This window comes from Bacteroides xylanisolvens, assembly GCF_018289135.1.
Lineage (GTDB): Bacteria > Bacteroidota > Bacteroidia > Bacteroidales > Bacteroidaceae > Bacteroides > Bacteroides xylanisolvens.
This window is the reverse complement of the sequence record NZ_CP072216.1, coordinates 3,333,470-3,359,996: the sequence shown is the minus strand read 5'-3', so window position 1 is coordinate 3,359,996 and position 26,527 is coordinate 3,333,470. Positions and strand designations below refer to the sequence as shown.

22 protein-coding genes and 2 pseudogenes are annotated in these 26,527 nt (G+C 37.6%); 17 read left to right on the top strand and 7 right to left on the bottom strand.

The genetic code is table 11. The features are described from left to right. Positions 1-49: 49 nt before the first annotated feature. The gene (locus tag INE92_RS14365) at positions 50-2,593 is read right to left on the bottom strand and encodes an adenosylcobalamin-dependent ribonucleoside-diphosphate reductase (RefSeq protein WP_004299345.1); all 2,544 of its coding nucleotides are present in this window, start codon (positions 2,591-2,593) and stop codon (positions 50-52) included. A 284-nt stretch (positions 2,594-2,877) separates the two neighbouring features. Between INE92_RS14365 and INE92_RS14360 the strand changes: the two genes are divergently transcribed. Beyond that, on the top strand, positions 2,878-3,621 hold the full coding sequence (locus INE92_RS14360) for an NADPH-dependent oxidoreductase (RefSeq protein ID WP_022199219.1): 744 nt from the start codon (positions 2,878-2,880) through the stop codon (positions 3,619-3,621). Between the two features lie 111 nt (positions 3,622-3,732). On the opposite strand, the gene dnaA is transcribed toward INE92_RS14360, so the two are convergent. The 3 genes from dnaA to INE92_RS14345 all read right to left on the bottom strand — a co-directional run bounded on the left by dnaA (position 3,733) and on the right by INE92_RS14345 (position 7,659). Then, the gene (gene dnaA / locus INE92_RS14355) at positions 3,733-5,145 is read right to left on the bottom strand and encodes a chromosomal replication initiator protein DnaA (protein WP_004299347.1); all 1,413 of its coding nucleotides are present in this window, start codon (positions 5,143-5,145) and stop codon (positions 3,733-3,735) included. 351 nt (positions 5,146-5,496) lie between these two features. Further along, entirely contained in the window at positions 5,497-6,390 is an 894-nt protein-coding gene (locus INE92_RS14350; RefSeq protein WP_015531381.1) for an MlaD family protein, read from the bottom strand. Positions 6,391-6,399: 9 nt separating this feature from the next. Next, entirely contained in the window at positions 6,400-7,659 is a 1,260-nt protein-coding gene (locus INE92_RS14345) for an N-acetylmuramoyl-L-alanine amidase family protein (protein WP_015531382.1), read from the bottom strand. Between the two features lie 81 nt (positions 7,660-7,740). Here INE92_RS14345 and INE92_RS14340 point away from each other — a divergent pair, with 81 nt between their 5' ends. The 6 genes and pseudogenes from INE92_RS14340 (at position 7,741) to INE92_RS14315 (ending at position 12,314) form a co-directional block, all read left to right on the top strand. After that, complete coding sequence (locus tag INE92_RS14340; protein WP_015531383.1) at positions 7,741-8,703, top strand: Predicted Na+-dependent transporter; 963 nt, start codon at positions 7,741-7,743, stop codon at positions 8,701-8,703. 46 nt (positions 8,704-8,749) lie between these two features. Continuing rightward, on the top strand, positions 8,750-9,445 hold the full coding sequence (locus tag INE92_RS14335; RefSeq protein ID WP_015531384.1) for a tetratricopeptide repeat protein: 696 nt from the start codon (positions 8,750-8,752) through the stop codon (positions 9,443-9,445). Between the two features lie 16 nt (positions 9,446-9,461). Next, the gene (locus tag INE92_RS14330; RefSeq protein ID WP_004299353.1) at positions 9,462-9,929 is read left to right on the top strand and encodes a hypothetical protein; all 468 of its coding nucleotides are present in this window, start codon (positions 9,462-9,464) and stop codon (positions 9,927-9,929) included. Between the two features lie 202 nt (positions 9,930-10,131). Continuing rightward, positions 10,132-10,404: pseudogene (locus INE92_RS14325) on the top strand (DUF1016 N-terminal domain-containing protein); the annotation flags it as partial. Positions 10,405-10,669: 265 nt separating this feature from the next. Then, complete coding sequence (locus INE92_RS14320; protein WP_151923023.1) at positions 10,670-11,722, top strand: hypothetical protein; 1,053 nt, start codon at positions 10,670-10,672, stop codon at positions 11,720-11,722. Between the two features lie 106 nt (positions 11,723-11,828). After that, positions 11,829-12,314: a hypothetical protein gene (locus INE92_RS14315; protein WP_008997281.1), complete on the top strand. Its 486-nt coding sequence runs from the start codon at positions 11,829-11,831 to the stop codon at positions 12,312-12,314. Positions 12,315-12,327: 13 nt separating this feature from the next. Here the strand turns inward: INE92_RS14315 and INE92_RS14310 are convergent, their stop codons facing one another. The 3 genes from INE92_RS14310 to INE92_RS14300 form a co-directional block, all read right to left on the bottom strand. Then, on the bottom strand, positions 12,328-12,693 hold the full coding sequence (locus INE92_RS14310) for an MmcQ/YjbR family DNA-binding protein (protein ID WP_009038839.1): 366 nt from the start codon (positions 12,691-12,693) through the stop codon (positions 12,328-12,330). 142 nt (positions 12,694-12,835) lie between these two features. After that, positions 12,836-14,179 carry a TPM domain-containing protein gene (locus INE92_RS14305; RefSeq protein ID WP_004316784.1) on the bottom strand — a complete coding sequence of 448 codons (1,344 nt, stop codon included), beginning with the start codon at positions 14,177-14,179 and terminating at the stop codon, positions 12,836-12,838. Between the two features lie 181 nt (positions 14,180-14,360). Beyond that, a complete protein-coding gene (locus INE92_RS14300) occupies positions 14,361-14,969 on the bottom strand; it encodes an HU family DNA-binding protein (RefSeq protein WP_004316783.1) in 609 nt (202 codons plus the stop codon). Between the two features lie 398 nt (positions 14,970-15,367). Here INE92_RS14300 and INE92_RS14295 point away from each other — a divergent pair. From INE92_RS14295 to INE92_RS14255, 10 genes and pseudogenes are all read left to right on the top strand, one after another. Beyond that, positions 15,368-16,735 (top strand): annotated as a pseudogene (locus INE92_RS14295) (BT4734/BF3469 family protein); the annotation flags it as partial. Positions 16,736-16,764: 29 nt separating this feature from the next. Next, complete coding sequence (locus INE92_RS14290) at positions 16,765-18,528, top strand: recombinase family protein (RefSeq protein WP_211421169.1); 1,764 nt, start codon at positions 16,765-16,767, stop codon at positions 18,526-18,528. 214 nt (positions 18,529-18,742) lie between these two features. Continuing rightward, on the top strand, positions 18,743-18,907 hold the full coding sequence (locus INE92_RS14285) for a hypothetical protein (protein ID WP_165601825.1): 165 nt from the start codon (positions 18,743-18,745) through the stop codon (positions 18,905-18,907). Positions 18,908-18,948: 41 nt separating this feature from the next. Further along, entirely contained in the window at positions 18,949-19,149 is a 201-nt protein-coding gene (locus tag INE92_RS26925; protein ID WP_233476879.1) for a hypothetical protein, read from the top strand. Positions 19,150-19,213: 64 nt separating this feature from the next. Further along, a complete protein-coding gene (locus INE92_RS14280) occupies positions 19,214-19,714 on the top strand; it encodes a hypothetical protein (RefSeq protein ID WP_233476878.1) in 501 nt (166 codons plus the stop codon). A 990-nt stretch (positions 19,715-20,704) separates the two neighbouring features. Continuing rightward, a complete protein-coding gene (locus tag INE92_RS14275; protein ID WP_211421167.1) occupies positions 20,705-21,730 on the top strand; it encodes a DUF3871 family protein in 1,026 nt (341 codons plus the stop codon). Between the two features lie 283 nt (positions 21,731-22,013). Then, positions 22,014-22,649, top strand: coding sequence for a recombinase family protein (locus INE92_RS14270; RefSeq protein WP_211421166.1), 636 nt, complete (start codon positions 22,014-22,016; stop codon positions 22,647-22,649). Between the two features lie 837 nt (positions 22,650-23,486). Beyond that, the gene (locus INE92_RS14265) at positions 23,487-24,173 is read left to right on the top strand and encodes a hypothetical protein (RefSeq protein ID WP_147340876.1); all 687 of its coding nucleotides are present in this window, start codon (positions 23,487-23,489) and stop codon (positions 24,171-24,173) included. Positions 24,174-24,175: 2 nt separating this feature from the next. Beyond that, positions 24,176-25,819, top strand: coding sequence for a trypsin-like peptidase domain-containing protein (locus INE92_RS14260; RefSeq protein WP_055279701.1), 1,644 nt, complete (start codon positions 24,176-24,178; stop codon positions 25,817-25,819). Next, the gene (locus tag INE92_RS14255) at positions 25,804-26,475 is read left to right on the top strand and encodes a hypothetical protein (RefSeq protein ID WP_211421165.1); all 672 of its coding nucleotides are present in this window, start codon (positions 25,804-25,806) and stop codon (positions 26,473-26,475) included. Before INE92_RS14260 ends, INE92_RS14255 begins: the two co-directional genes overlap by 16 nt. Positions 26,476-26,527: the final 52 nt, after the last annotated feature.

The following is a 26,527-nucleotide window of genomic DNA, read 5'->3' as shown; positions in this document are numbered from 1 at the left end:
GACTCCTTTTAATCTTTTGTTTATATATTAATTAACATACGTAGGACTATTATCCACATCTGGAAGCGCCGCAAGTAGTACAAATCAGACAGCCTTCCTGATAAACCAATGTCTCGTTGCCACAGTTCGGGCACTTCTTACCTTTGGCTTCCGTTCCATCCTGAATATACTTCTTCAATGCACGTTCTACACCGTTTTTCCAAGTGTTGATACTTTCACTGTTCAATTGCAGAGAGCCAACCAGTTTGATAACCTGTTCAATCGGCATCCGGTAGCGAAGCACGCCGGAAATCAATTTTGCATAGTTCCAGTATTCCTTGTTGAACTTCTCTGACAATCCTTCAATGGTCGTCTTATATCCGCGTTTGTTCTCGAATTGGAAGTCGTAACGTTTGGTACCGTCTTCATCCACATTTTTGATGATACGTCCGCAAGTCACGCTCTTAGGCAGCAAGATACCTTCGTCGTCATCTTGCAAACCAGTGAATATTTCATAAGGGTGTCCGTCCAATAATCCGACAAAAGCTACCCATTTTTCCTTGTTGTTCTGGAAACGGACAACGTCTGCTTCCAATATTCTCGGACGTACCTCTACAACCGTAGGCGGTTTGCAAGGAGGAAGTCCTTCTTTCTTGTCCTTATCCGATTTCGTAGAGATCAGCACTCCGGAGCGTGAACCGTCACGATATACGGTACAACCTTTGCAGCCGGATTTCCATGCCTCTACATACAGGCGGTTTACTAAATCCTCGTCCACATCGTTCGGCAGATTGATGGTTACGCTGATAGAGTGGTCTACCCATTTCTGGATTCTTCCCTGCATCTTCACCTTCATCAACCAGTCGACATCGTTAGAAGTCGCTTTGTAATAAGGAGATTTGGCAACCAGTTCGTCAATCTCTTCCTGGGTGTAACGTCTGGCCGGATCGTATCCGTTAGCTTCCATCCAGGTAACAAATTTATGATGGAATACGATGTATTCTTCGAATGCGTCCCCTGTTTCGTCTACAAAGTCTACATGCACATTCGTATCGTTCGGGTTCACCTTTCTTCTACGTTTGTAAACAGGCAGGAATACAGGCTCGATACCCGAAGTGGTCTGCGTCATCAAACTGGTCGTTCCGGTCGGAGCAATCGTCAGGCAGGCAATGTTACGGCGACCATATTTCTTCATGTCCTCATACAGTTTCGGATCAGCTGCTGCCAGGCGTTGGATGAACGGATTGTTCTGTTCGCGTTCGCTATTGTATATTTCGAAGGCACCGCGTTCTTTGGCCATTTCCACTGAAGAACGATAGGCACCGAGAGCTACTGTCTTGTGTACTTTTTCAGAGAATTCCGTTGCTTCTTCCGTTCCGTAGCGCAATCCTAAAGCAGCAAGCATATCACCTTCTGCAGTGATCCCTACGCCGGTACGACGACCTTGTCCGCTCTTCTTGTAGATTTTCTCCCAAAGTGCACGTTCCGCATGTTTCACTTCTTCGTTTTCCGGATCTTCGTCAATCTTGGTCATGATACGTTCGATCTTCTCTAGTTCGAGGTCGATAATATCGTCCATGATCCGTTGAGCGAGAGCCACGTGTTTTTGGAACAGGTCGAAATCAAAATAAGCATCCGGTTTGAACGGATTTACCACATAAGAATATAGATTGATAGCCAGTAAGCGGCAAGAATCGTAAGGACATAGAGGAATTTCTCCGCATGGGTTGGTAGATACCGTTCTGTAACCCAGGTCTGCATAACAATCAGGCACAGATTCACGGATAATCGTATCCCAGAACAAAACGCCCGGTTCTGCCGATTTCCATGCATTGTGAACGATTTTCTTCCACAAGGTAGAAGCGTCGATTTCCTTGGTGAATGTAGGTTGGGCAGAGTCGATAGGATATTGCTGTACATACGGCTTTTCGTCTACGGCAGCCTGCATGAAAGCGTCGTCCAACTTGACAGAAACGTTTGCTCCGGTCACTTTACCTTCGGTCATCTTGGCATCAATGAATGCTTCCGAATCCGGATGCTTGATAGACACGCTCAACATCAATGCACCGCGACGTCCGTCTTGAGCTACTTCACGAGTGGAATTCGAATATCGTTCCATGAACGGAACAAGACCGGTAGAAGTCAACGCCGAGTTTTTAACGGGAGAACCTTTCGGACGGATGTGTGATAAGTCATGACCTACACCACCGCGTCTTTTCATTAGTTGCACCTGTTCTTCGTCGATTTTGATGATAGCGCCATAAGAGTCGGCTGCACCGTCCACTCCGATAACGAAGCAGTTGGATAGTGAAGCAACCTGGTAGTCGTTACCGATTCCTGTCATCGGGCTACCTTGGGGGACGATGTACTTGAAGTGATCCAGTAAATCATACAGTTCTTTTGCTGTCAACGCATTCGGATACTTCGATTCTACGCGTGCCACTTCATTTGCAATTCTCCAATGCATGTCTTCCGGGGATTTTTCATAGATATTACCGAAAGAATCCTTTACTGCGTATTTGTTTACCCAAACCCTTGCAGCAAGCTCGTCGCCTTGAAAATATCGTAAAGATTCTTCATAGGCTTCGTCGTAAGAATAAATCTGTTTTTCCACGATTCAATTTGTGTTAAATCTCGTTTTTAATAAGTAATATGTAGAAGTTTACTTATCGTTAACAAATGTAGGCGCAAAGCTAAGAATGTTTTTTCATCTATCAAAATAAAAATGAATTAATTTATTAACAGGTTGCAAGTTTTCCATTTGTTTATGCTAAGTATTTGATAAACAGTTAGAATTGAATTTTGTTCAAAGGTTAAAGTTCTCCAAAAAGAAAACTATTCTATTCCACTAGTGTGGTGGATTATTTTTTTCTTTTTATATCTTTGCAAAAAAAAGATATGTTTGAAACCGTAAAGAACAGAAGAACTATCCGGAAATATCTGCCTAAAGATATAAATCCGAGTTTGTTAAATGATTTGCTTGAAACCTCTTTCCGTGCTTCTACGATGGGTGGGATGCAACTTTATAGTGTGATTGTGACTCACGATGCGGAAATGAAGGAAAAACTTTCGCCTGCTCATTTCAATCAGCCGATGGTAAAAAATGCTCCGGTCGTATTGACTTTTTGTGCTGATTTCCGTCGTTTCAGCAAATGGTGTGAACAGCGGAAAGCTGTGCCGGGCTACGATAATTTAATGTCTTTTATGAATGCGTCTATGGATACTTTGCTTGTTGCGCAGACTTTTTGTACGCTGGCGGAAGAAGCAGGACTCGGCATTTGTTATTTGGGAACTACCACTTATAATCCACAAATGATTATCGATACCCTCCAACTCCCCGAACTGGTATTCCCTCTCACCACAATAACGGTAGGCTATCCGGACGGTATTCCCGCACAAGTAGACCGCTTGCCTTTGGAAGCTGCCGTGCACGATGAAAAATATCACGACTATACACCGGAAGAAATAGATAAACTCTATGCCTACAAAGAATCGTTGCCGGAAAACAAGCAGTTTATCGAAGAAAATAAAAAAGAAACATTGGCTCAAGTCTTTACGGACGTGCGTTACACAAAGAAAGATAACGAATTTATGTCCGAAAATCTATTGAAAGTACTTCGCCAGCAAGGATTCTTGAAATAAGTATTAAGTATTTTTCAAGTATAAAGTATTAAGTATTACCCTGGTGCGAAACCGCATAATAAAGCCTGTCCGCATGGATAATACCTAATACTTAATACTTTATACTTGATTTCAGTTTCTCTTTTTCAGTAACGATTCTATTTCCTGTACTTCTGCACTAAAGCTTTTGTCCACCTCCAATTGTCCTTTTACGGTTTTGCAGGCGTGAAGTACCGTTGCATGGTCTTTGTTACCGATAAACTTACCTATCTTAGAAGTTGAAAAGTCTGTGTGGTTTTTAGCTAGATACATGGCGATCTGTCGTGCTTGAACGACTTCCCTTTTTCTGGATTTTGTATGTATGGCAGACGGTTCCAGATCAAAATGTTTGCATACCACTTTGAGGATATCATCGATGGTAACCGCTTTCGTTTCGTTATGAACCACGCCATGTACAATGTGTTGTGCCAAATCCAAATCTATTTCTTTGTTGAAAATAGTGGAACGAGCCATGATAGCAATGACGATACCTTCCAGATCGCGTACACTTTCATTCACATTTTCGGCAATATAATCGATCACTTCCGGCGGGAATTGTAATCCGTCGCGGTGTATCTTGTTGCGTAGAATGTTTTTGCGAAGTTCTACCGTCGGCTTTTCAAGCTCGGCTACCATACCCCATTTGAAACGGGTCAGGAGGCGTTCTTCAATACCTTGCAACAATACAGGAGCACGGTCTGAAGTTAATATAAGCTGTTTGCCGTTCTGGTGTAAATGATTGAAGATATGGAAGAAGTTGTTTTGAGTCTTGGTGACACCGGCAAACTCCTGAATATCATCAATGATTAATACATCAATCGTCTGATAAAAATTAATAAAGTCGTTGGTCGTGTTATTGCGTACAGAATCCGTATATTGTACCTGGAACAAATGTGCCGAAACGTACAATACTCTTTTCTCTGGATAAATTTCTTTGATTTTCGTGCCTATTGCGTTTGCCAGGTGCGTTTTTCCTACTCCGGATGCTCCATAAAGGAATAACGGGTTGAAAGCAGTCCCTCCCGGTTTTTGCGCTACGGCTTCCGCCACACTTCTTGAAAGTTTATTGCTGTATCCTTCAATGAAGTTCTCAAAATTATAATTGGGATTCAAATGCGGGTCCAAATCCTGAACGGCAGGGGCCTGTAGGAAGCTGGGAGCTTTGTTTCCTCCGATTATGCTTTTGGGAGTAACAGCCGTAGAACGATTGCTTGCTTCGAGATTCACGGTTTGATTCGGAATCGAAGTCTTGTCCACCATGACATTGTACATCAACTTGGTTCCTTCGCCAATGACCTTATATAATGTCTTACGTATAAGATCTACGAATCTCTCTTCCAGTATTTCATAGAAAAACTGGCTCGGGATCTGTAAGATCAACGTTTTGTCCTCATATTTCAACGGAACAATAGGGGCAAACCAAGTATTATATGTCGTCTCGGGAACATTGTCTTTAATAACGTCGAGACAGCGGTTCCAAAGTACGACATGATTTGATTCAATCATAGTAACTTTTAATACATTTATTAATTAAGCAAAACTTCTACGTTTGCAAAATTGGGAATCTTATTCGGAAAAAACAAATCTATTTTTTCTTGTTTTTTTCATGCTAACAATAATGTGTTTACTTTCAATGACTTATGCGTTTGTTGTCGGACACACTCTGTTTACCCTCTCTTGCAGTTTTGTAAGTATCTGTATGTTAATGTCTTATATATATAATTTTAGCCTTTTTTCTCACTTTTGTACGTTTGTACGGGAATATTATTTCGGTTTGTAGATAGACATTTGAAGAGCAATCTACTTTCTTTTGAAAGCCCTTCGTTATTTAGATAAAATCTATATAACGATAATTTGCTACTTGTCTTTCTTGCCGAATAATGAGAAGTGAACGTACCGTTTCGGATGCTCTTTCAGGTCTTCTAATAAGCTGGCTGCATTTTCAGTTGTTGCATTCAGATTATTATATAAAGTCGGGTCGTTGAAGAGCAGTCCGATAGTGTTATCTTTGCTGTTTAATTTTTCTGTAAGTATTTTTACGTTAGCCAGCGTTTCGTCTATTTTTTTGAAAGTGGCTGCATAGTCTACTTCTTTCAAATTTCCGCTGATGACAACGAAGTTGTCTCCGATGGTGTTCAGTTTACTGGTGAGTTGAGGTATGTCATTACTCATCAGCCCTTTTACCTGCGAACTGACTACTGCCAGGTTGGCGGTTGTCTTCTCTATCGAGTGCAGGGTGGCAGGGATGCTCTTGTCTCCTAATATATTGTTCAGAGAGATGAGGATAGAATCCAGTTTCGGAAGCATTTCTTCTACCTTGGGGATCAGTTTTGCCGCGCTTTCCATCATTCCGTTGTTCAGTGTGCCGGGGATCGTATCTCCTACGGCATATTTTTCGCGCGGGTTGTTTGCCAGAAGAATATTCATGCGTACGCCTCCCATAAGTTCGGATACAAGCTCGGCGCTACTTCCTTTGGGAATCCGCAGTTCCGTGTCCAGTTCCACTTCGACAATTACATTTCCGGGTTTGGCATAATCATAATAGATGTCACGCACGATACCTACACGAACACCGTCGGCAAATACCGGGCTTGATTTGGTGAGTCCGTTTACGTTTTTAAATTTGGCATAGAAATAGCTGGAAGGTTGAAACATGTGTATACCTTTCAGCCAGTTAATTCCGTATATAAGCACACATAGTGCAACGATACCTGCAATACCTATTCTGACTTCTTTTGTAATGTACTTCATTTTATCTTTTTATTTATTTCTTCTTTTCTTGAATTCGGCAATCGCTTCATTGACGTTCATTTTCTCGCCGTTCCGGAAAGCGATGATAAAGGCGTCTTTGAATTGTGCCGTAATGGTGCGCTTCGTACGCAACACCTTGTTATAATCGGCGGAGGCTCCATACGTATATTTGTATATTCCCCCTTCCTTATAATAATCTACCTCTTTCAGTCCTTTCAGCCGTTTGTCGTTTTTGGCGAGAGGTTTGGAAGAAGTAAGTATCTGTATCTTAAACGTAATTTCACTGTCATTGGTTGCACTCTCTACTACAATTGGGCGTTTCGGTGCTGTTTTGGCTGTCGCGGCAGGTTTTGTTTTTGCTTCGGCCAATAGCTTTTCCTGTTGGGGAGCTGTGTTCACGCTTTCGGTATCCTTTTGGGCAATTGCCGGGGCATTGTCTTCTTCCTGTTCAGTTGGGACGATCGTTCTGCTGACTCCCGTTAGGCGCAGTTCATGTTCTCTCTTATAATTTAAGAAAGCACGGTAGATTCCTTTTGCCATGGTGCCGGCCCCTTCTTCAGAATTCAGATAGCGCTCCTCTTCGGGCGTAGAGATAAATCCTAGTTCTATCAGAATGCTCGGCATGGCACTCGCTTTTAAGACAAGGAATCCGGCTTGATGCACTCCACGGTCTGCCCTTCTACAAGTTTGGCGAAATTGTTTCTGCATCAGCGAAGCTAGGTGTACACTCTGCTCCATGTATTTATCTTGCATGAATTCAAATATAATATATGACTCGGCAGAGTTCGGGTTGAAACCGGCATATCTTGTTTTGTAGTCACTTTCGTAGAGGATTACGGAGTTCTCTCGCTTGGCAACTTCCAGATTTGCGTCTGATTTGGCCAAACCCAGTGTCCAGGTTGAAGCACCTTTTGCGGTACGGTTGTTAGCCAGTGCGTTGGTGTGAATGGAAATAAAGAGGTCAGCCTTCGCGTTGTTGGCAATTTCTGCGCGTCGGTCTAAAGGGATGAATACATCTTTGCTACGAGTGTAAATCACTTTGACGTCGTCGCAATTCCTTTTAATCAGATTTCCCACTTTCAGGGCAACGTTCAGATTGATATTTTTCTCTTTCGAGATTTTGCCGATGGCGCCCGGATCATGTCCTCCATGTCCTGCGTCGATAACTACTACAAAATCCTTCCCCCATAAGTGGTTAGTACATGAGGGTAGAAAAAGTAGCCAGAGGCAAATGAATATGTATAATATGTACGGTCTATTCAGTTTCATATCTATAATACGGTGCAAATGTAGTAGAAATTTGTAGAAAACTCATTATTTGCCATTAAGTTTTGTGTTTTTTTCGGTTTAATGGTAGCTTTTTTCCTGAAATCTCCGTTACTTTGTGCTTCGAAGTTAAAATGTACGACGATGCTTAAGTTTTTGAAGAATTGGACGTTACCTATTGCTATGCTGGTAGGTGCTATAGGTTATCCGCTGTTTATCAGCCTTTCTTTTCTGACTCCCTATCTTATTTTTACGATGTTGCTATTGACCTTCTGTAAGGTATCTCCTTGTGATTTGAAGCCTAAACCTCTCCATTTGTGGTTGTTATTGATTCAGATTGGCGGAGCGTTGGCTGCTTATTTGTTGCTTTATCGCTTTGATAAAATAGTAGCAGAGGGAGTGATGGTTTGTATTATTTGTCCTACGGCTACGGCCGCTGCGGTGATTACTTCCAAGTTGGGTGGGAGTGCAGCCAGTCTGACTACTTATACATTGATAGCAAATATCGGTGCGGCTATTGCTGTGCCTATTCTTTTTCCTTTGGTGGAGGTGCATCCTGATGTCACTTTTTGGGAGGCGTTTCTTGTTATTTTAGGTAAGGTATTTCCGTTGTTGATTTGTCCTTTTTTGGCTGCCTGGTTGTTGAGTAAGTGTTTGCCAAAAGTGCATCAGAAGTTATTGGGCTATCATGAACTTGCTTTTTATTTGTGGGCTGTGTCTTTAGCTATCGTAACAGCGCAGACATTGTATTCCTTGCTCAATGACCCAGCGGATGGTTTTACGGAAATCATGATTGCTGTCGGAGCACTGATTGCTTGCTGTTTGCAGTTCTTTTTGGGGAAGACAATCGGCTCAATTTATAATGACCGTATCAGTGGCGGGCAGGCGTTGGGACAAAAGAATACGATTTTGGCTATTTGGATGGCACATACTTATTTGAATCCATTGTCTTCTGTGGCTCCCGGTTCGTATGTGTTGTGGCAGAATATTATTAATTCGTGGCAGTTGTGGAAAAAGAGAAAGAATGAATTGAAAAATCAAGCGTAAGACATTAGACAAAGAATCGTAATGGATATAAATCAGAATTCGGATTATGAAAAGACATAATTGTATAATTATTGTAATAGCATTGTTGTTTCTATCTTGTTCTAGGACAAACAATTTATTTGATGAAGCAGTAAGTCTTGATAATCAGAAGAAGTATCATGAAGCAATTGTAGTCTGGAATAAATTAATTCAAAATGCCCCGACTTATCTACCTGCCTATATAAACAGAGGAGCCGATAAGTTTGCGTTAAAACAATATTCTGAAGCTATAAAAGACTATTGTTATGTTATACGACAAGACTCTACATATATAATGGCTTGGCTTAACAGAGGAAACGCAAATTTAGAATTGAACAATTACCAAAGTGCAATTGACGACTTTAATGCAGCAGAAAGAATAAAGCGAGAAGTGTACGGATGCGCCCAAGTGATATTTTATGATAAAATAGATCCTAAAGATGTTGCGTTGGAAGAAATTTGTTTGCAAAGAGGTATTGCCTATTGGTATGTGGATAGCATTAATAAAGCATATAGTGATTTGAATTATTGTATTGATCAGAAATATGAAGTAGTATGCAGTTACTTCTGGCGTGCTTATGTCTATTGGAAAGCCGGCAAAGAGAAAGAGGCATATAATGACTTCATGACCGTGATTTTGCAAGGGCGAGCCGATGACGATTATGTAATTCAGGCACAACAAAATCTAAAGTTGTTGGATAAACATAGCATTCTCTTAAAATAGACTATAAATAAGGAATATGAAGAATATAGTAAAGTTATTATTAGTTGCTGTGTGCATAATATCTTGCTCTATACAATCTAAGCAGGAAACGCCTAAAAAAGTTTATGAAACAACGTGGATGGAATTGACAAAGACGGATAGCGGATATGTCGTTTATAATTATCCTGATTTAGAAGATGATAATTTTAAAACTCCTCAAAAAATAGTCCTCAAAGGAGATTCTATAATCTGGATTACTTATAGTGAAATGCCGATTATTGATACATGTAATAGTGTTCAAGAATTGGCTGATGAAGAATATTTCTTCCCAGTCGGGAATCATTATAAATTTGAATGGTCGGATAAGGAAAAACATATTGCCAAGTGGACAATATATTATGGAGATGAAAGAATTTTATCGAATCGTCTCTATATAGATAGTGTTTATAATACATATCCGGTTATAGACTACAAATGGTTTGATGATAAGGTAAACAACAATTGATAACAGTTTACTATAAATTCGTATTATGAAAATGCGAGTTGTTTGACGGTATGCAAATCCCAGAACATCAATGCAGCTTGATTGTTGCCGAATCGTTACTCCTAAGAACTTATAAATGTATCGGATTGGTAGGGGAGTTAAAGTTGTTGACAATACCTGTGCTAACGAATAGCGGTGAGCTACAAACCATAAACGAACTATAATGCGTATTTTTTATGAGGAGTGGGATAAGGTTTTAAATCATCAGCCAACGGCTGATGATTTGGTGTTGAATGAAAAATTGCTTCTTGTAGAAATTCATCAGCCAGTGGCTGATGAATTTAACTGGTCTGACTTTCTTTCAATCGGCTTTAGTCATCATACCGAAATCATATCCAAAGCTAAGACTTTGGAAGCAAGGCTATTTTATATACATGAATGCGCCATTCACTATTGGAGTAAATACACCTTAAGGGATTACTTAAAAGCAGACCTGTAAAGCCATCGGGGAACTTTGCCTAACAATTTCGCACAAACCTTGCCTGATCCACACTCTGGCTTCTCTTATTATCATTTAATGGTAGACAACGAAAGTGGCGATCCGAAAGATTGGACGGAGTACAAACCCGATAATCAGTCATTGGAACTATGCTTTGATGATATTATAATAACACGAAAGTAATCTTTTACGTCAGTTATATTTTAGAACTGGTTCTTTTTTGTTATCTTTGCGTCGAAACATTGTAACACACAAAGAAAACATGAAAAATAAAGCCGTTGTAGTCCTTGTTATTTTAGGAAGTTTGATTATATCGATGTTTGCAGGTTGCCAACAATCTCCTTTGAAATACATTCCTCCGACAATAGATTCTGTTAATAACGACAAAAGCAGGATGGGGTTGAACGGAAAAGTCAAAACGTTGGATATCTATTATTATCGTCCGGAAAATACATCGTCTTTCTTTTCGACGAAATTCAAAAAAGGCGAGAAATGGGAAGAGGACGGAATACATCACTACCATTTTCATTTCAATATCGACGGCAATCTTGCTCAATGCAACGAGTACGACAAACAAGAAAATATTATCCGAAAGACCGATTATACCTATGAGACTTGGGGACATACATCTACACTTAGCTTTCCGAAAACTAACAGTACGATTGTCAGTAAGTATAATACTGACGGGAAACTGTTGGAAATTGTGTATAGTGATTCCCATGGGGAGATAAATACTTATGACGTCAGGGGAAATCTTATTCGAACCAAACAGATTGACGGCACGATTGACAAACCGGCTATGACCGAATATGATTATAACGAACATGATTTGTTGGTAGAGAAGAGGGAATATTATAATATAGGGGAATTATCGGGAAAAACAGTCTATGAGTATGATACAAATGGCTTGTTGGCGCAGACCCAAGTGTATGATTTGCTGAGTCGTGATAGGCCGGAAACGCATTTCATCTATGAATACAGTGATAGTAATCGCGTTGTGAAAAAATATAGGATTGACGATGAAGGTAATAAAGAGTTAGAGTCCTGGTGTAAACGTGAATATTATCCGAACGGTAAACTGAAAACCGTTGTTCGTAATAGTATCGTGCAAGAGAAATACGATGAACAAGGACGGCCGATTGACGAGCGGCCAGGATTTGAAATACTCTACAAAGACTTCCAAGACTACGGCTGTGATGCGAATGGTAACTGGATTGAAACAAAGAATTTCAAAGATTATGTTGATTTTGGCACGGGGCTCGGTCGTATATTAAAACCTTATGTCGAGCGTATCTTTACTTATTACGAAGAATAAAAACTTAAAATTGAACAATATGCACACAAACACACCCACATAGCAAGCGGTAAGATTCCAGAAATCATAGTAACATTGTTAGTGCATACTAAAAAAAAAGAAAACGATGGGAAAAGTAATGAAAGTATTCAAGACACTGATAAACGAGTTGTTTGGAACTAAGAGAGAGTATAAAGTGGAAGGTTTGGGCATCTTTACCTGTAAGGTTTGTGATTGGTGGCGAGATAAATGTTACCTTTGGAGTGGTGCAGTGCAATTGCCTTTTTACTCGGTAGAAACTCTTGTTTTGATAGAAGGGGACGCTTCTGCTCCGTTCTCCAGGCAATTATTGGAATTACAGGTGCTATTGCAGAATTGGGTACCTATGGCCGAACAACTAGATAGCATGCTGTCCAGCAAAAGCCAGCAGAAACATAAAGAAAAAATATACGGATCCTGGCAGGATGAATTTTATCCCTATACGATCGTGCCGGCTGTACTATATAGTGATAGTTGGGAGATTGTGTTTTACAGGAATAGTGGTGTAAATTATAATTTCACTGTTTTTTGGAAAGAAAACAAAATACAAGATTTACATTTGGGAGGTTTTTGAATCCTCCCTTTATTTATAGCATTTCCCGTTCTTTCTTTGTCAAACTTTTAACTACAATATCGTAGGAGTTGCTTACAAGCTCTTTGATTTTCTCATCAGGTACATCTTGGTTGAAATAAACACTGATCCAATATTTCTTGTTCATGTGCCATCCTGGTCTTATGCCGGTATATTCAGTCTGCAGTTCTCCGGATTCGTCAGGGTTGCATTTGATACAACAAAAATCGAAAATCTCAATGTTAACGAAACAGAACCATTTGTCCGCTACATAAAAGCATAGAACGTCACGGCTATATTTGTCGGGCACATTGGGAAACGGCATCTTTTCATGGACTCCCTTAAAAGACAGGCAGTATTCTCTAAATTCTTCAATATTCATTTCACTTTTTTATGTTCGGTTATCTATGCAAAAATAGTTAGAATAAAGGAGTGGATAACCATTTTTCTATGAAAATATTCAGGTGAGATGTGTTTCCACGTCTTTGTTTGGTTAGTCGACTTCTTCAAATGAATAGCCGATCTTAAAAACTACTTGACGCTCCACCGCCACCGCTACGTCCACCACCAAAACTGCCGCTACTGCTACTGCTGCCGCTACTACTACTGCTGCTACTGCTACTGTGACTATTACTAGGACTGTCACTATTTGGGGGTGTCTTGCGGGGAATCTTCTGTGTTGCCTGCTTTTTATCTCCGCACATTAGGCAAAGATAGTCGGCAACCTCCAATCCGGCATCGGAATATGTGGCTTCTTTAACTGTTTTCCACGGACTGATACGCTTGGAAGCAATGGTATGGCATTGATTACACATCTTATATTCGCTTCCGACGACAGATTTATACCGCAATATCCAGCCGCAGGAAGTACATTGATAAATACGGTGGATGGCAGAACCTAGTTTGTGTTCCATTTGTTCGGAAGCAGATAATAAAGGGGTTGCAAGCTCATTGGATAAAAGTTGTAAAGCCACAGCTTTGCAAGAGTCGCAGGTCTTACTCTGCAAAATAACACGTTGTTTTTGGTAGAACTTATACCATAAGGATGCCGCAATAAGTGCAGGCCAGACCGGAAAAAACAACACAAGACATCCAAGTGGGCTGTAAAGTGTCAGGACTTTGATTGCTGCTAATGCTGAACCGTCTTTGGGGCGAGCTTTATTTACCTTCATGCGATAAGTGAGAACATTTACCAGTATCAAGAATATCCAAAGCATAGGCGACTGATTTGCCAGAAAATTCCACAACGTATTACTGGCACTTTTCCAGTAATTATCAGAAGTGCTTTGAGAAACTGGTTCATAGTCGCTTCCATAAAGCACCAATGTTACAGCCCGGACTCCCTCTGTCATTCCTCTGTCAAAGTCGTTTTTTCTAAACCACGGAACCATTTCATTCTGTTGAATGCGAAAGCATAAAGCGTCGGGAAGTACTCCTTCTAAACCGTATCCGGTTGCGAAAGTGACTTTACGTTGATCGAGTACTAAAAGAATCAGTAATCCGTTGTCGTCCGCTTTCTTTCCGATGCCCCAGTGCTCAAAAAGCTTGTGGGCAAACTCTGCCGGAATATCTTCTCCGATAGAAGAGAGCGCAACAATCGCCACTTCAATACTCAATGAATCTTCTAACTGTGACAACATATTATTTATCTCCCACACATAACTTTCATCCAATATCTGATTCGGATTGCTAACCCAATTGGAAGAGCTTTCATTACGCGGATTGGGGACATCTGTTACTTTATAAGTTTCTACTGTTTGTTCGTGCTCTAAAGCCAATGCAAAAGTATGACTACCAAAGGCATAACAGAAAACAAGAAGTAATGTCCGGGCTATTCCCCTGAAGCTTTTTTGTGTTTTATCTTTCATTGTTTTGTTATTAACTGATTGTTCTTAGAGTAGAAAATAACTATCATAACTCTCATTCTTTTTGCTAATATAGTTATAATCTGATGAATAAGAATGATAGATGTCTCTGAAATTTTGTATCTATCATACTTTCTTCATGAAATATGGGTATCTATCATTCTTATTCCACTGTTTTTACTGTTTAATCTTTCATGGTATTAACTCGCACATAAATTTTATGACTGCCGCTTCCAATGGTGTCAAGTACTCCTTCCTTTACCCATCCGTTCAATTCATTCAGCGCTTTGTTCTTTAGTAGTCCCGTCAGTTGCGTATACTCTTTGCGTCGTATCATCGGTCGTTCATCCAGAAACTTCTCCAACCTGCGGCGACGTTCTTCCACCGGAACTTCGGCGGAATGTGCAAATCCTGACTTCGCTTTTTCCACAAATCCGCGAACCTTCTTTCGGAAAGAAGATGATGGACGAAAATTTACATTATCGAAATAAATGGACTGTGCATGTATCTCTTTGGCATCCATCACCGGACGTGCTTTCAGCTTGGCTGAAAAATATCCAAGGTTTCCCAACTGAACGTGATGTCCGCTGACTAAATATTCGGATATTTTATTTTCAATAGCCAGTTGAACTCCTTCAATGTCTGCCGGTGTAAAACTGGAAGCTTGAGCGATCTCTTTTACAATTTGTTGAAAGTCGATGGTTCCGTTCGATACGATGCGGGGATACAACGGCTGTTCGTCTTCGTCTTCTTTCGAAGACGGTTTTTTGCGAAAATCATACTTTGCGTACATGTCTTTTCTATTATGGGTTAATGTGGCTAAAACGCCTTTTAACAGGCATTTTAATGATTGTTCTGCAGTAAGATAACCTACAATTGCAACCTGGATAATCAACTGGAATCAGTGGCTTTTCTTGGGCACACATTTGTGGGCTCTACAGCCCACGAATGTAAACTATACAGCCCGCATAGGTGGGCTGTACGGCACACTTATGCGGGCTGAAGTCTTACTGCCTGCAAAGATACATTATCCTGCCTTTATTCGCAAATTTAGTAAGCATTATTTCTATAAAATAAAGTCGTGTGGCGTAGCAAATAAAAGCGGTGAAATTTGTTTGGGCGAAGAGCATGTTGTATCTTTGTATGGCTGTAGTGCAGCTTTCCTTTTACTGGAAATAATAATAAAAAAAGATGAAAATAACATTAGTCAGAGACGATGGCAAGGTAAAAACCTTACGGACGTTGAAAATGGAGCTCCTTTTGGAGCAGATGAAAACGGAAGTCAAGGCGCAGCCCGTCTCAAAGATGAGGGAAGTCTTGCGGTATACTCTTCCGGGAAATTCGATTGAAGAGGTGCGTAAAGTTCCCAAAGTGATGCCTGCCGCAGCTTTTGTCCGTAAAGAAGGGGTAATGACCCTGAATGAATATAACGGCATAGTGATGATGGAAGTCAACAATCTTTCAGGGAGGGCGGAAGCCGACGAAATAAAGGAACTGGTCAAAGAGCTTCCGCAAACATACCTTGCTTTTACCGGATCTTCCGGCAAATCAGTAAAGATATGGGTACGGTTCACCTATTCGGACGACCGCTTGCCGACTTTACGCGAGCAAGCGGAACTTTTTCACGCGCATGCTTATCAGACGGCTGTGAAATATTATCAGCCACAACTGCCTTTTGATATCGAACTGAAAGAACCGTCGCTCGAACAATATTGCCGGCTGACGTATGATCCTGAACTTTATTTCAATCCGAAAGCAATGCCCATTTATATGAAGCAGCCCGTCAGTCTTCCGTCCGAAACGACTTTTATCAAACGAACGCGGGAAACCGATTCTCCTTTGCAGCGAATGGCGCCCGGATATGAAAATTATGAAGCATTGTCGGTGCTTTTCTCCGCTGCATTCAACAGGGCGCTCGAAGAACTGGACGGATATCGGGAGGGAGACGATCTGCAACCGCTACTAGTGTGTTTGGCGGAGCATTGTTTTCGGGCAGGTATCCCCGAAGAAGATACTGTGCGGTGGACAAAGGCGCACTACCGGCTCCCTTCGGACGAGTTACTGATTCGCGAAACTGTGAAAAGTGTCTACCGTTCCGCCAAGGGATTCGGCAAGAAGAGCAGTCTGACGGCCGAACAGCTTTTCGCCATGCAGATGGACGAATTTATGAAGCGCCGTTATGAATTTCGATACAATACGCTGACCACGGAAGTGGAATATCGCGAACGGAATAGTTTTAATTTCTATTTTCGTCCGGTGGACAAGCGGGTGCTGGCGAGTATCACGATGAATGCGATGTATGAAGGGGTGAAAATGTGGGATAGGGACGTAATCCGCTATTTGGATTCCGACCATGTGCCTGTTTATCAGCCGGTGGAGGATTTTTTGTATCATCTGCCTCACTGGGATGGTAAAGACCGGATTTTGGAACTGGCCAACCGTGTTCCCTGTGATAATCCGCATTGGGCGCCGTTGTTCCGTCGGTGGTTTTTGAATATGGTTGCCCATTGGAGGGGAATGGACAATAAACATTTGCACATAATACTACCATTTATTATCTTTGTACTATATTAAAATAGCCAAGATTTATGAGAGGTGCAATTTACAGTAGAGTATCTACAGAAATACAAGATTATGGTAAGCAAACGGATGAATTGAAGGATTATGCTGCCCGTAATAATATTGAGGTAAAATATATTTTTGAAGAGAAAGTTTCTGGTTTTAAAGATGATAGAACAGAATTTAAGAAACTAGAGAAATTAACTAAAAATGATATTGATATTATTTTAGTGTGGGAATTATCTAGGCTTTCTCGAAGGTCTATCTTCATTCAGCAAACGGTAAAGAATTTCGCTAATAAGGGAATCTGTATCTTTACTAAAAAAGAAGGTCTCTATACTTTGAATGATGACGGCACGGAAAACAAGAACGCAATGTTTACCATTGGAGTAATATCAATGATAGCAGAGCAAGAAATAGAGACTTTGAAAGAACGAACAATTTCCAGTAAAAGAAGATATATTCTAAAAGAAGGTCATAGTTATACTCCTATAGCCCCCTATGGCTATAATTATAATTCGACAACAAAACAATTAACAGTAAATGAAGATGAAGCAGAAGTTGTTAGAAGGATGTATCAACTATCTATAGACGGAGTATCAACCAATAGGATTAGTAAGATTTTAACTAGTGAGGGTGTAAAAACAAAGAAGGGCAATCCTAATTGGAGTTTAGCAACAGTAAGAGATATATTGCATAATCCTGTATATAAAGGAGTGCCGAAATATACAATGACTATTAGAAATAAAAAAGTTGTTGAGTTAGTTTCAGCACCACCAATAGTAAGTGAAGAAGTATTTGAACAATCTGAAAAGGAATTGACTGAAAGAAGGAATAGAAGTAAGTCTGAAATGGTTAATAAACCATTGTTAAGAGCATTGATATTTTGTACAGATTGTGGTAGAAGGTATATATGCAACAGTGGTAGAAATATATATGCCTGCCAAACGAGGTTTGATAACATTAGAGCTAATTATGTTGCAGATTGTCATAGTGCAGGTATTAGTGCAACCAATATTGAACCTATAATTTGGAATTTAGTTGAGAGACTATTTAAGAGTACTATTGCATCCAGCAAGGCACAAGAACGGATTGAACCCTATCAAGAGCAATTATCTAAATTGTCAGAGTCGAAAAACAATTTTGAGATGCAAAGAGATAAAATCAATAAAGATGCAGCTAAGCTATTTGATACCCTTCTTTTAATTAGAGACACTAACCCTACAGTGTTTACTAGCAAAATGGAGGATTTTAACAAAATGAGTACGGAAGCTAACGATTATCAAAAAGAAATAGACATTATTGAAAGTAAAAAACAGGCAATTCAAAGAAGGATAAAAGCCATTGAGGAAATTAAAGACATAGATATTACGGATGAATCGGAAAAATATGACATACTTCATAAAGTAATTGAAGCTATCAAGATTTATTCCGTAAAAACGAATCAAAAGGTATTCACAGTATTATTTGCCAGTGGGCTTGAATATAATGTTCTTTATAATGTGAACAAACCCAAGTTTAGAATAGAATACGCTTTTGCCAGTGACGAAACTATTACTTTTAATAAGAAAGATAAATTGTTGATAAACAAGCTCCATTCTTCTGTAAGGGATATATTGCCTGATTTTTCTATAACTGCTGGAAATAATGATATGTTTGATAATGATGTATGTGGTGACTATAGTTTTCAAGAAGTGTGGGATTTACTAGAAAAATACAATAAAACAGAAGTCCTTAGAGAGTGGAAACCAGACTACACAAAGAGAACAATCAATAGGAGAAGCAAAAAGTAACAATCTTTTAATGTACATACTTCTTATCGGTTTGATATTCAGTAATCACACTTTATTAATGCTTCTAGTCGATTTTTTCAGTTTGTGGTACTAGTATTAGGTCACTCCCTAAAAACTTAGTACCTTTGTATCAATATATTACAAATAGTATATAAGATAGCACAGACACAAAAGATACACTATTTTATCACCATTTTTATTATAAAACAGTACCATGCAAACATTCACCTATGAAGAAATCAGAGAAAAAGCACTAAAACAAGGAGTAACAGATAACAGGCTTAGAGTTGGCTTATGGGCTAGCTCAAATGGTTATATTAAAAGCAAAAGGAAGATACAAGGGAAAGTATATACGATTTATTTTGCACCACAACATTAATTAGATTAAGATACATTATTTATAAAATTAACCAATGACCTATGATTATTCATATTCCTACGGGAAAGCGATTCAATAATCGAAAAGAAGCAAAGATTTACTTTGGTAGTGCTTATTACTACAAGATAGAAAAAGAGAAGAAAGATTTACTATTTATAAACAATATTCAATCCGCTACTAATGAATATTCTACCCAAATTTTGCAGGAGCAATGCAACCGTCAACTATTCCATTCTAAATAGATTCAAACCTGCCAATATTTATAGATTTTTCTGTTTGTCTCTTTCAAGGGATGATTGGTATAATGTGAGAATCACTTTAGATGAATTAAAAAGAACAAGTGGAGGTAAATCAGTAAGCAGTTTTAATAAAAAATTTGAGGAGTACTTGGATATAAAGCCTTATTTTGTGGATAATGGTTTTTATTATCCAACTAGACGGAATATTTATCATATTCCTGCAATGGAAGAACAATGTATCACTATCTCCAATAAGTTTGCATTAATCGAACTGGATGCAGCGATAAAGGGTTTCTTTATCCAATTACTTCTATTATCCCAATATGGCAATATAGAGCTGATTAAGAAAAATATAATCAAAGCAATCAGAATAGATAAAAAGACTTATGATAAGTATATAATAGAACTTGTTGGCGCTGATTTAGTATCAATTACTACTCCCTTAACTTTACATACTGAAAATATTCTATTGGAAAACGACTTTTCCAAGCAGAAAAAACTACCCACGAAGAAAGTAAATAAAATAGCAGAGATAGACGATAATGGGAATATCATAATTCCCAAGTAAGGAGAAAAAGTGTTCTTTATTAATATACTGTACTTTTTCCCTTACACCTAACTATTTTACAGAATAGGATGCAATAAAAGTGATTTTTTCTGTGTACGGCAAAGAGAAATGTGATTATTAGTATTATAAGTTATCCTTAGCTTTACATAGGTAAAGTAGTGGGGAAAAAGTATCTGATATTAATTATATATTATAACACACATTTTCCCCTACTACTAAAGAATTTAAACTTTATGTGCGCATGAACTTCATTTTTTAGGGTGACAGAGTATCTGTTCTGATTTTTAAAGATTAAGAGTTATATAGGCTAATCCTGCACTTGAAGTATGAGACACTGAAAAATATGTCAATGCCCACAAATAAGCTCATTATAGAGACTTTGACGAATAAAGTAGTCTACTATCCAACTAAAAATAAAAATAGCCGCAAGCGAGTACACTTACAAATGTGCTCAACTGCGGCTTTTTTTGTGGAACTTCTAAATTCTTGTCTAATACAAGGGATATAGCAGTTCGCAATTTTAAATATGGGAGTTAATTTTCCCAATGGAAGTGTGGGAAAATGCAAATATGACCTGTTTGATTTACATATAATTCAAGGAGTTGAACCATTGCCAAACAGGTAGTTCTTGATTTTTAAGAATACTCAAAGTTACTCATTATAAACAAGGTAAAAAAATAAACAATACTCATTTTTTGATATTACTACTTAGCATATCTTTATATGGCAGTATAATACTCTTCTTTCTATTATAGTGAATAGTAATACATAGGCACGCAATAAAGTATAGGTACTTATATATAATACCCCCTACCTGTTAAAATAAGAGCCTAAATATATATCAGCTTATTTCTCTTATGATTTACTGAATTGAAAGTTACATGAGCGCATGAACAGTAGTTCTAACGTCCCCCTAGGGTAGTTGGAGAGAAACGAAATATATTTCAATCCACGTAATCAATTTATAAATCATTTAAAATTTTATTCGTTATGAGAAATCTACAAATTATTGGCAATGTGCCACAAGTAAGAAGGGAAAACAACTTTGGTGAGTATGCAGAAGAAGCGGTAATAATCGAAGAACAACCAAAAGTTAAAAAAGAAAATCCTCATTTCTTGGAAGCCAATACGCTAGAGGTAACAATGCAACATTTGAAAGAAGATTGTATTACACCCGTATTTGCCAAAGACAATGAGCTTACAATTCCTCACCCTGCATTTATTGATACTGTTTATGACGCTGCAAATACGTTTTTCAGTGGTGAAAGTATTGATAAGCCCGATATTCGTGTAAGTCACATTATCAAGGGGAGAATACCCGAAGCAATACACAAACCTGCAAATCAACTTCTTGAAAGTGATAAGACTATCTACTACGAAAGATGTGCTTTTATTATTCAGATTCCTACGATTTTCGAAACGGTGAACGGGAATAAGTTAATATTAACTATTGGTGGTGTGAGAGCTTATAATCACACAAATCTGTATTCAAAGAAAGGAGCAGAACGCTTTAAAGTGTTTATTGGCTTTACCTGTAAAGTATGCACAAATTTGTGTGTATCAACAGACGGTTTTCTTAGTTGCTTGGAAGTTACTAATACCAAAGATTTATATCGGGCAGTATTGGAAATGTTTCAGAGTTACCAACCTGCAAAACATCTGCATTTAATGCAAACACTTGGTAACTCATATCTCACAGAACATCAATTTTGCCAATTACTTGGGAGAATGAGACTTTATCAATCATTGCCACAAGGTTATCAGAAAGATATTCCTAAAATGTTGCTTACTGATACACAGATTAACAATGTGGCTAAAGCATATATCAATGATAAGAACTTTGGGAGCTTTGGGAATGATATAAGTATGTGGAACTGGTATTCATTATTAACTGGCAGTATTAAGTCATCATATATCGATAGTTTTTTGGATAGAGCGGTAAATGCTACTGAAATAGCAACGGGAATAAATGCCGCTTTGCATGGAGACACTAAATATAAGTGGTTTATTGATTGATTAAACAGGGGAATATTCAGAAATGGGTATTCTCCTATTTTATTAACTACGTAAAACAAAGAATCATGTTTTATTATAGGATACTTGTTTGGCTCTTTTGGGTGGTATTGTCTTTTATAACAGGTTGTGTTCCGTTAATCTTGCTTATTCTTTTAGTTGGCTTATGGGATATTGAAGAAGCGAATAAACCTCGTTAGTGTTCAAAATAGAAATGTGTTCAAATAAATCTACAAAGGTGGTTTGAACACATTCTTTCATGTTATCAATTTAATCAAAGAATAAAATGAAAACAGCCGTAATATACGCTCGTGTTTCGTCAAGTAATGACAGACAGGACACGAGCAGACAAATAGAGGATTTAAAGAAATATGCTATCTCACAGGATATAGAAATTGTGAATATATTCCAGGAGCATATTTCAGGTGCAAAGAGAATTGAGGAAAGACAGATTTTAGGGGAATGTTTAGAATACTGTAAACGTGAATCTGTGAATATTCTACTTTTGTCTGAATTGTCGAGATTAGGGAGAAGTACATTACAGGTTCTTCGCTCTTTGGATATATTGCATGAATCGAAAGTATCGGTTTACATACAGAACTTAGGCTTATATACTTTGCAACCAAATGGGGAAGTTAACCCAATAGCGTCTATCATGGTGACAGTACTTGCAGAAATGGCAAATATCGAAAGAGGCAATATCCAATATCGTTTGAATAGTGGGAGAGCGAATTATATTGCTAAAGGTGGTAAACTTGGCAGAAAGACAGGTTCAACCAAAACGGATGATAAGAAGAAGGAAGAATATAAAGAAGTCATTGCTTTACTAAGAAAAGGTTATTCAATCAGAAATATAGCTAAGCTACAAAGTATTGGTATTTCCACCGTTCAACGGATAAAAAATCAGTTTATAAAGCCATAAGCATGAAATATCGGTGGGGTGGAAAAATTCAGAGATTTAGTTTTTATATGGGGAGTCTTGAATTTTTCCACTACCATAAATTTATAAAGAAGGGATAGCTCTCAACTTTTAATAAACAATAGTTCTTGCTATTACGAACGCTTTTCGTAACTTTGTGGCAATTTCAGATACCTAATGTGTTAGGTCTGAAAGGACATATTACGAAAGGTGTTATTGAAATTATCTTCCATTCTCAAATCTCGCAAATTTGATAACGGTACGAAGATGATAGCAATAGCACCACACCATTTGATATATACCTACCTTATATCTTTAAGGCTTTAGATATTGTCAATATTGGTGTGGGCTATTGTTTTATCCGTACCAAAGGCAATGCGAGAGCCAGAGAATGAGATAAGACAATACGTTCCACACCTTTTTTATTGTATAACAGTATCTAAAGGGAACAGGGTACATAAATGTGTTGAATAATATGGAAACAGATATATAATTATACCTACTGTAGCAAGGCTTATTAAGCAATGTTGCCAATTTTGAAAAACAATCATAATCCATTTCTATTAAAGAATACCAATTTTTATATTTATGAGAAAAATTCTACCAGTCATAACATTCATATTAGCAATATGGCAATGTACCTATTCATATTCTAAAGATATTGTATTTCCTAACGTAAAACATGCATCTCAAAATAATATTTTTATAAAGAAAATAACGATATTGAGTGCACATACACAAGTGGATTTCCTGTACAGGTCTAATGAGAGTAATTCACGTTATATCTATTTATCACTCCCTAAAGATGGAAACAACTCTATGTATTTAAAGGTAAAGAATATGAAGTATAAACTTTTATTTACTAATGGAATAGCCAATAAAGATGGACAAACGGTATGTCACCCAGGGCAAGAAATTGAATTTTCTGCAATTTTTGAGGCTATACCTGAAAACACAGAAGAATTGGATATAATTGAAGGAGACACAGGGTCTTGGCATTTCTTTGGAGTTCAATTAAAAAGCAATAATACTAATCAACAGGAATTGTGTCGACTTAGTATTATTAACGCTTACGAAAATGACAGAGACATTACTTCTATTATTAAGAGCAGAAGGGCGTATTTAACGTTATACTTAGATAACGGTGAGCTTTGTTTGGCTAATGTACATCCTTTACATAACAGCCAATCATGGGGGAAACTGATTGTTGAAGACTATGAGAGAGCAAGAACTAATGATGGGAGTATAGATAAAATTAGTTATGCAAAATGGTACTATCAAAATTCTTATGATAATAAAACAGGTGTTGCACTAGTTGCAATAGGTCAACGAGAATATACTAATATGGCTTTTGTACAAATCTCAACAGATAATAAAATTCTGCATTACACAACAGAGATTCAAGGGAACATGGATATTATACAACGAGATGAAAATGTGAAAACGCATACACCCAAATCAAAGAATTCAAATACACCAAATAAACGGAGAACATTACAAAAGAATCCTAATTTTAAAATTGAATAAATATGAATAAGAATATATTTTTGATACTTGGTGTTATATTAGCATTCTTTAGTTCATGCCAAAAAAATCTGAAGGATATTATACATGATACAGAGAGTGCAACATTTATAATCTATACTTACGATGAATACGGAGCTCCATTAGGTAGTGGCTCTGGCTTCTTTATTGATAGTGATGGTACAGGGATAACAAATTACCACGTGTTGGATGGTGCTGTAAAAGCAATGCTTAAAACTAGCGATGGGAAAGAGTACGAAATAGATAAGGTATTGGCTTCTGATAAAAAATGGGATATTATTAAGTTTTCGATAATAGCTCTATCTAATCAAAAATTTCCTTATTTAGAATTTGCTACTAAAGGCACAGAACAAGGAGATAGAGTTTATAATATAAGTAGTCCTTTAGGATTAGAGAAAAGTGTTTCTGATGGAATTGTGGCGTCATTAAGGAATGATAAACAACATGGTGATATTATACAGGTAACTGCACCTATTTCTCCAGGAAGCAGTGGTAGTGCATTATTGAATGAAAAAGGGGAAGTGTTTGCTGTTGCGACATTTAATCGTACAGGAGGGCAAAATCTTAATTTTGGGGTATCTATAAATAAAGAAAGACTTACTGCATTGACGAGTAATGATTTTAATCGCTTTAATCCCAAATTTAACAATAAAGAAAATTTTATTATCTTGAATATACCTAATGAAAGGAATAGTGAAGTGGTTTTGAATGCTATAGAATTTAAAGATGATGTAACAATCGCATATCTTTCATATACGAATCTGAATCTATCTATGGGGGAAATGTATATATGGTGCGAGATAGATAAAGGCGATGACGGTTTTCTTATTCACGACTTAGATAACGATAGTAAATATTATGTTACTTCATCAACGATAGGAGTAGATAAAATGAATGGGACAAAAGTATCTTTGGCTTCTAATTATAAGTTCAAAGTGTTTTTTCCACCAATCAAATCGACTTTGCATAAAATTAGTATTACTTATGGAAATACCTCAAGAGGATGGCAATTTAGAAATATTGATTTAGATAAATACAAATCAAATTTTACTGTTGATATGGATAGTTATCAAAAAGAATATGCTTATTCTACTATGCATGAAGGAAACTTTAATGAAGCTATTGATATATTTACAAGTATATTAAATGAGAAAGCCGAAGATATTCAATCTCTAAATGCCTTAGGTATAATATCTTATGTTGTTGATAACAATAGAGATGCAGAATCTTATTTCAGTCAAGCAATAGAATATCATCCTAATAATCCAATAGGATATATAAACCGTTGTCACCTATATAGGTCTCAAAAAAGGAATGAAGAAGCTTTGCAAGATATAACAAAAGCGATAAATTTGAATAATGCACAGCCAGATAATTATACTCAACGGGCATTTATTTATATGGATATGAATATGTGGGATAAAGCTGAATCTGATTGGACTAAAGCATTGGGTACAGATGATTTTAAACGAGATGCAATGGCGTATTATAATAGGGCTATCTGTCGTATCTACTTGAATGAGAAAAAGGTAGCTTGTGAAGACATTCAGATTGCATATAATCTAACTAATGATACAGAATTAGAACAAGAATTGAATGACTTGTGGAATAAATGTGGTTGTTATTGATTAGGAAATATTTATGCATAGTTATACTACTATTATGTATTGGTAATAAGAATACTGATACACTGATTACTGATAGCCTATCTATATATGATAATCATCCTACTTTGGATATATCAGAAGCTAAGCATTTGCAATGGGTAGATTCTGTATTAGGAGTAAAAGGTGTGAAACTGATTGATTATAGAAATGGGATATACCAATACGATGATACAAGGTTTTATTGGAATAGGACTTTTGATTATTTCTTGATATATCCCTCTAACTTTACACATGGAGAAGAATCAGATTTAAGTAATGGCAATCATTTCGTAAATGAAGATAGTACAATCTGTTTGAATGTGTATGCTACTTACTTCGATGTTTTTAAAGATGACTATTCGCTTCGTGAATGGTTCGATATGATGATTGATTCAGAAGTAGAACAAGGCAATAGAATTATCAAGAAAGATATTACAGACTATAGTTATACTATTGAAGGCAATACTAAGAGTGGTAGATGTTTTTTCTGTAAAGCTATTTGTAAAAAGGCTTATGAACGTGAGGTTATCATAACAGTGAAGTTGGAATATACAGATTCAAGAAAGGAAGAAGTGAAAACCATTATTTGTTTGTATAATAATGATAAATTTATTCGCATTAATTTAGATAAGAGATGAAAATGACTAGAATAGTATTATTTGTATTAATTATAGTAGAATGCTTTGTACA

Coding starts and splice junctions, on each gene's coding strand:
- INE92_RS14330 (WP_004299353.1), top strand. CDS start 9,462: ATGAAGAATATAGTAAAGTTATTATTAGTTGCTGTGTGCATAATATCT.
- INE92_RS14310 (WP_009038839.1), bottom strand. CDS start 12,693: ATGAATATTGAAGAATTTAGAGAATACTGCCTGTCTTTTAAGGGAGTC.
- INE92_RS14360 (WP_022199219.1), top strand. CDS start 2,878: ATGTTTGAAACCGTAAAGAACAGAAGAACTATCCGGAAATATCTGCCT.
- INE92_RS14300 (WP_004316783.1), bottom strand. CDS start 14,969: ATGTACGCAAAGTATGATTTTCGCAAAAAACCGTCTTCGAAAGAAGAC.
- INE92_RS14260 (WP_055279701.1), top strand. CDS start 24,176: ATGAATAAGAATATATTTTTGATACTTGGTGTTATATTAGCATTCTTT.
- INE92_RS14315 (WP_008997281.1), top strand. CDS start 11,829: ATGGGAAAAGTAATGAAAGTATTCAAGACACTGATAAACGAGTTGTTT.
- INE92_RS14335 (WP_015531384.1), top strand. CDS start 8,750: ATGAAAAGACATAATTGTATAATTATTGTAATAGCATTGTTGTTTCTA.
- dnaA (WP_004299347.1), bottom strand. CDS start 5,145: ATGATTGAATCAAATCATGTCGTACTTTGGAACCGCTGTCTCGACGTT.
- INE92_RS14340 (WP_015531383.1), top strand. CDS start 7,741: ATGGTAGCTTTTTTCCTGAAATCTCCGTTACTTTGTGCTTCGAAGTTA.
- INE92_RS14290 (WP_211421169.1), top strand. CDS start 16,765: ATGAGAGGTGCAATTTACAGTAGAGTATCTACAGAAATACAAGATTAT.
- INE92_RS14255 (WP_211421165.1), top strand. CDS start 25,804: ATGTGGTTGTTATTGATTAGGAAATATTTATGCATAGTTATACTACTA.
- INE92_RS14275 (WP_211421167.1), top strand. CDS start 20,705: ATGAGAAATCTACAAATTATTGGCAATGTGCCACAAGTAAGAAGGGAA.
- INE92_RS14320 (WP_151923023.1), top strand. CDS start 10,670: ATGAAAAATAAAGCCGTTGTAGTCCTTGTTATTTTAGGAAGTTTGATT.
- INE92_RS14345 (WP_015531382.1), bottom strand. CDS start 7,659: ATGAAACTGAATAGACCGTACATATTATACATATTCATTTGCCTCTGG.
- INE92_RS14285 (WP_165601825.1), top strand. CDS start 18,743: ATGCAAACATTCACCTATGAAGAAATCAGAGAAAAAGCACTAAAACAA.
- INE92_RS14265 (WP_147340876.1), top strand. CDS start 23,487: ATGAAGTATAAACTTTTATTTACTAATGGAATAGCCAATAAAGATGGA.
- INE92_RS26925 (WP_233476879.1), top strand. CDS start 18,949: ATGATTATTCATATTCCTACGGGAAAGCGATTCAATAATCGAAAAGAA.
- INE92_RS14350 (WP_015531381.1), bottom strand. CDS start 6,390: ATGAAGTACATTACAAAAGAAGTCAGAATAGGTATTGCAGGTATCGTT.
- INE92_RS14305 (WP_004316784.1), bottom strand. CDS start 14,179: ATGAAAGATAAAACACAAAAAAGCTTCAGGGGAATAGCCCGGACATTA.
- INE92_RS14270 (WP_211421166.1), top strand. CDS start 22,014: ATGAAAACAGCCGTAATATACGCTCGTGTTTCGTCAAGTAATGACAGA.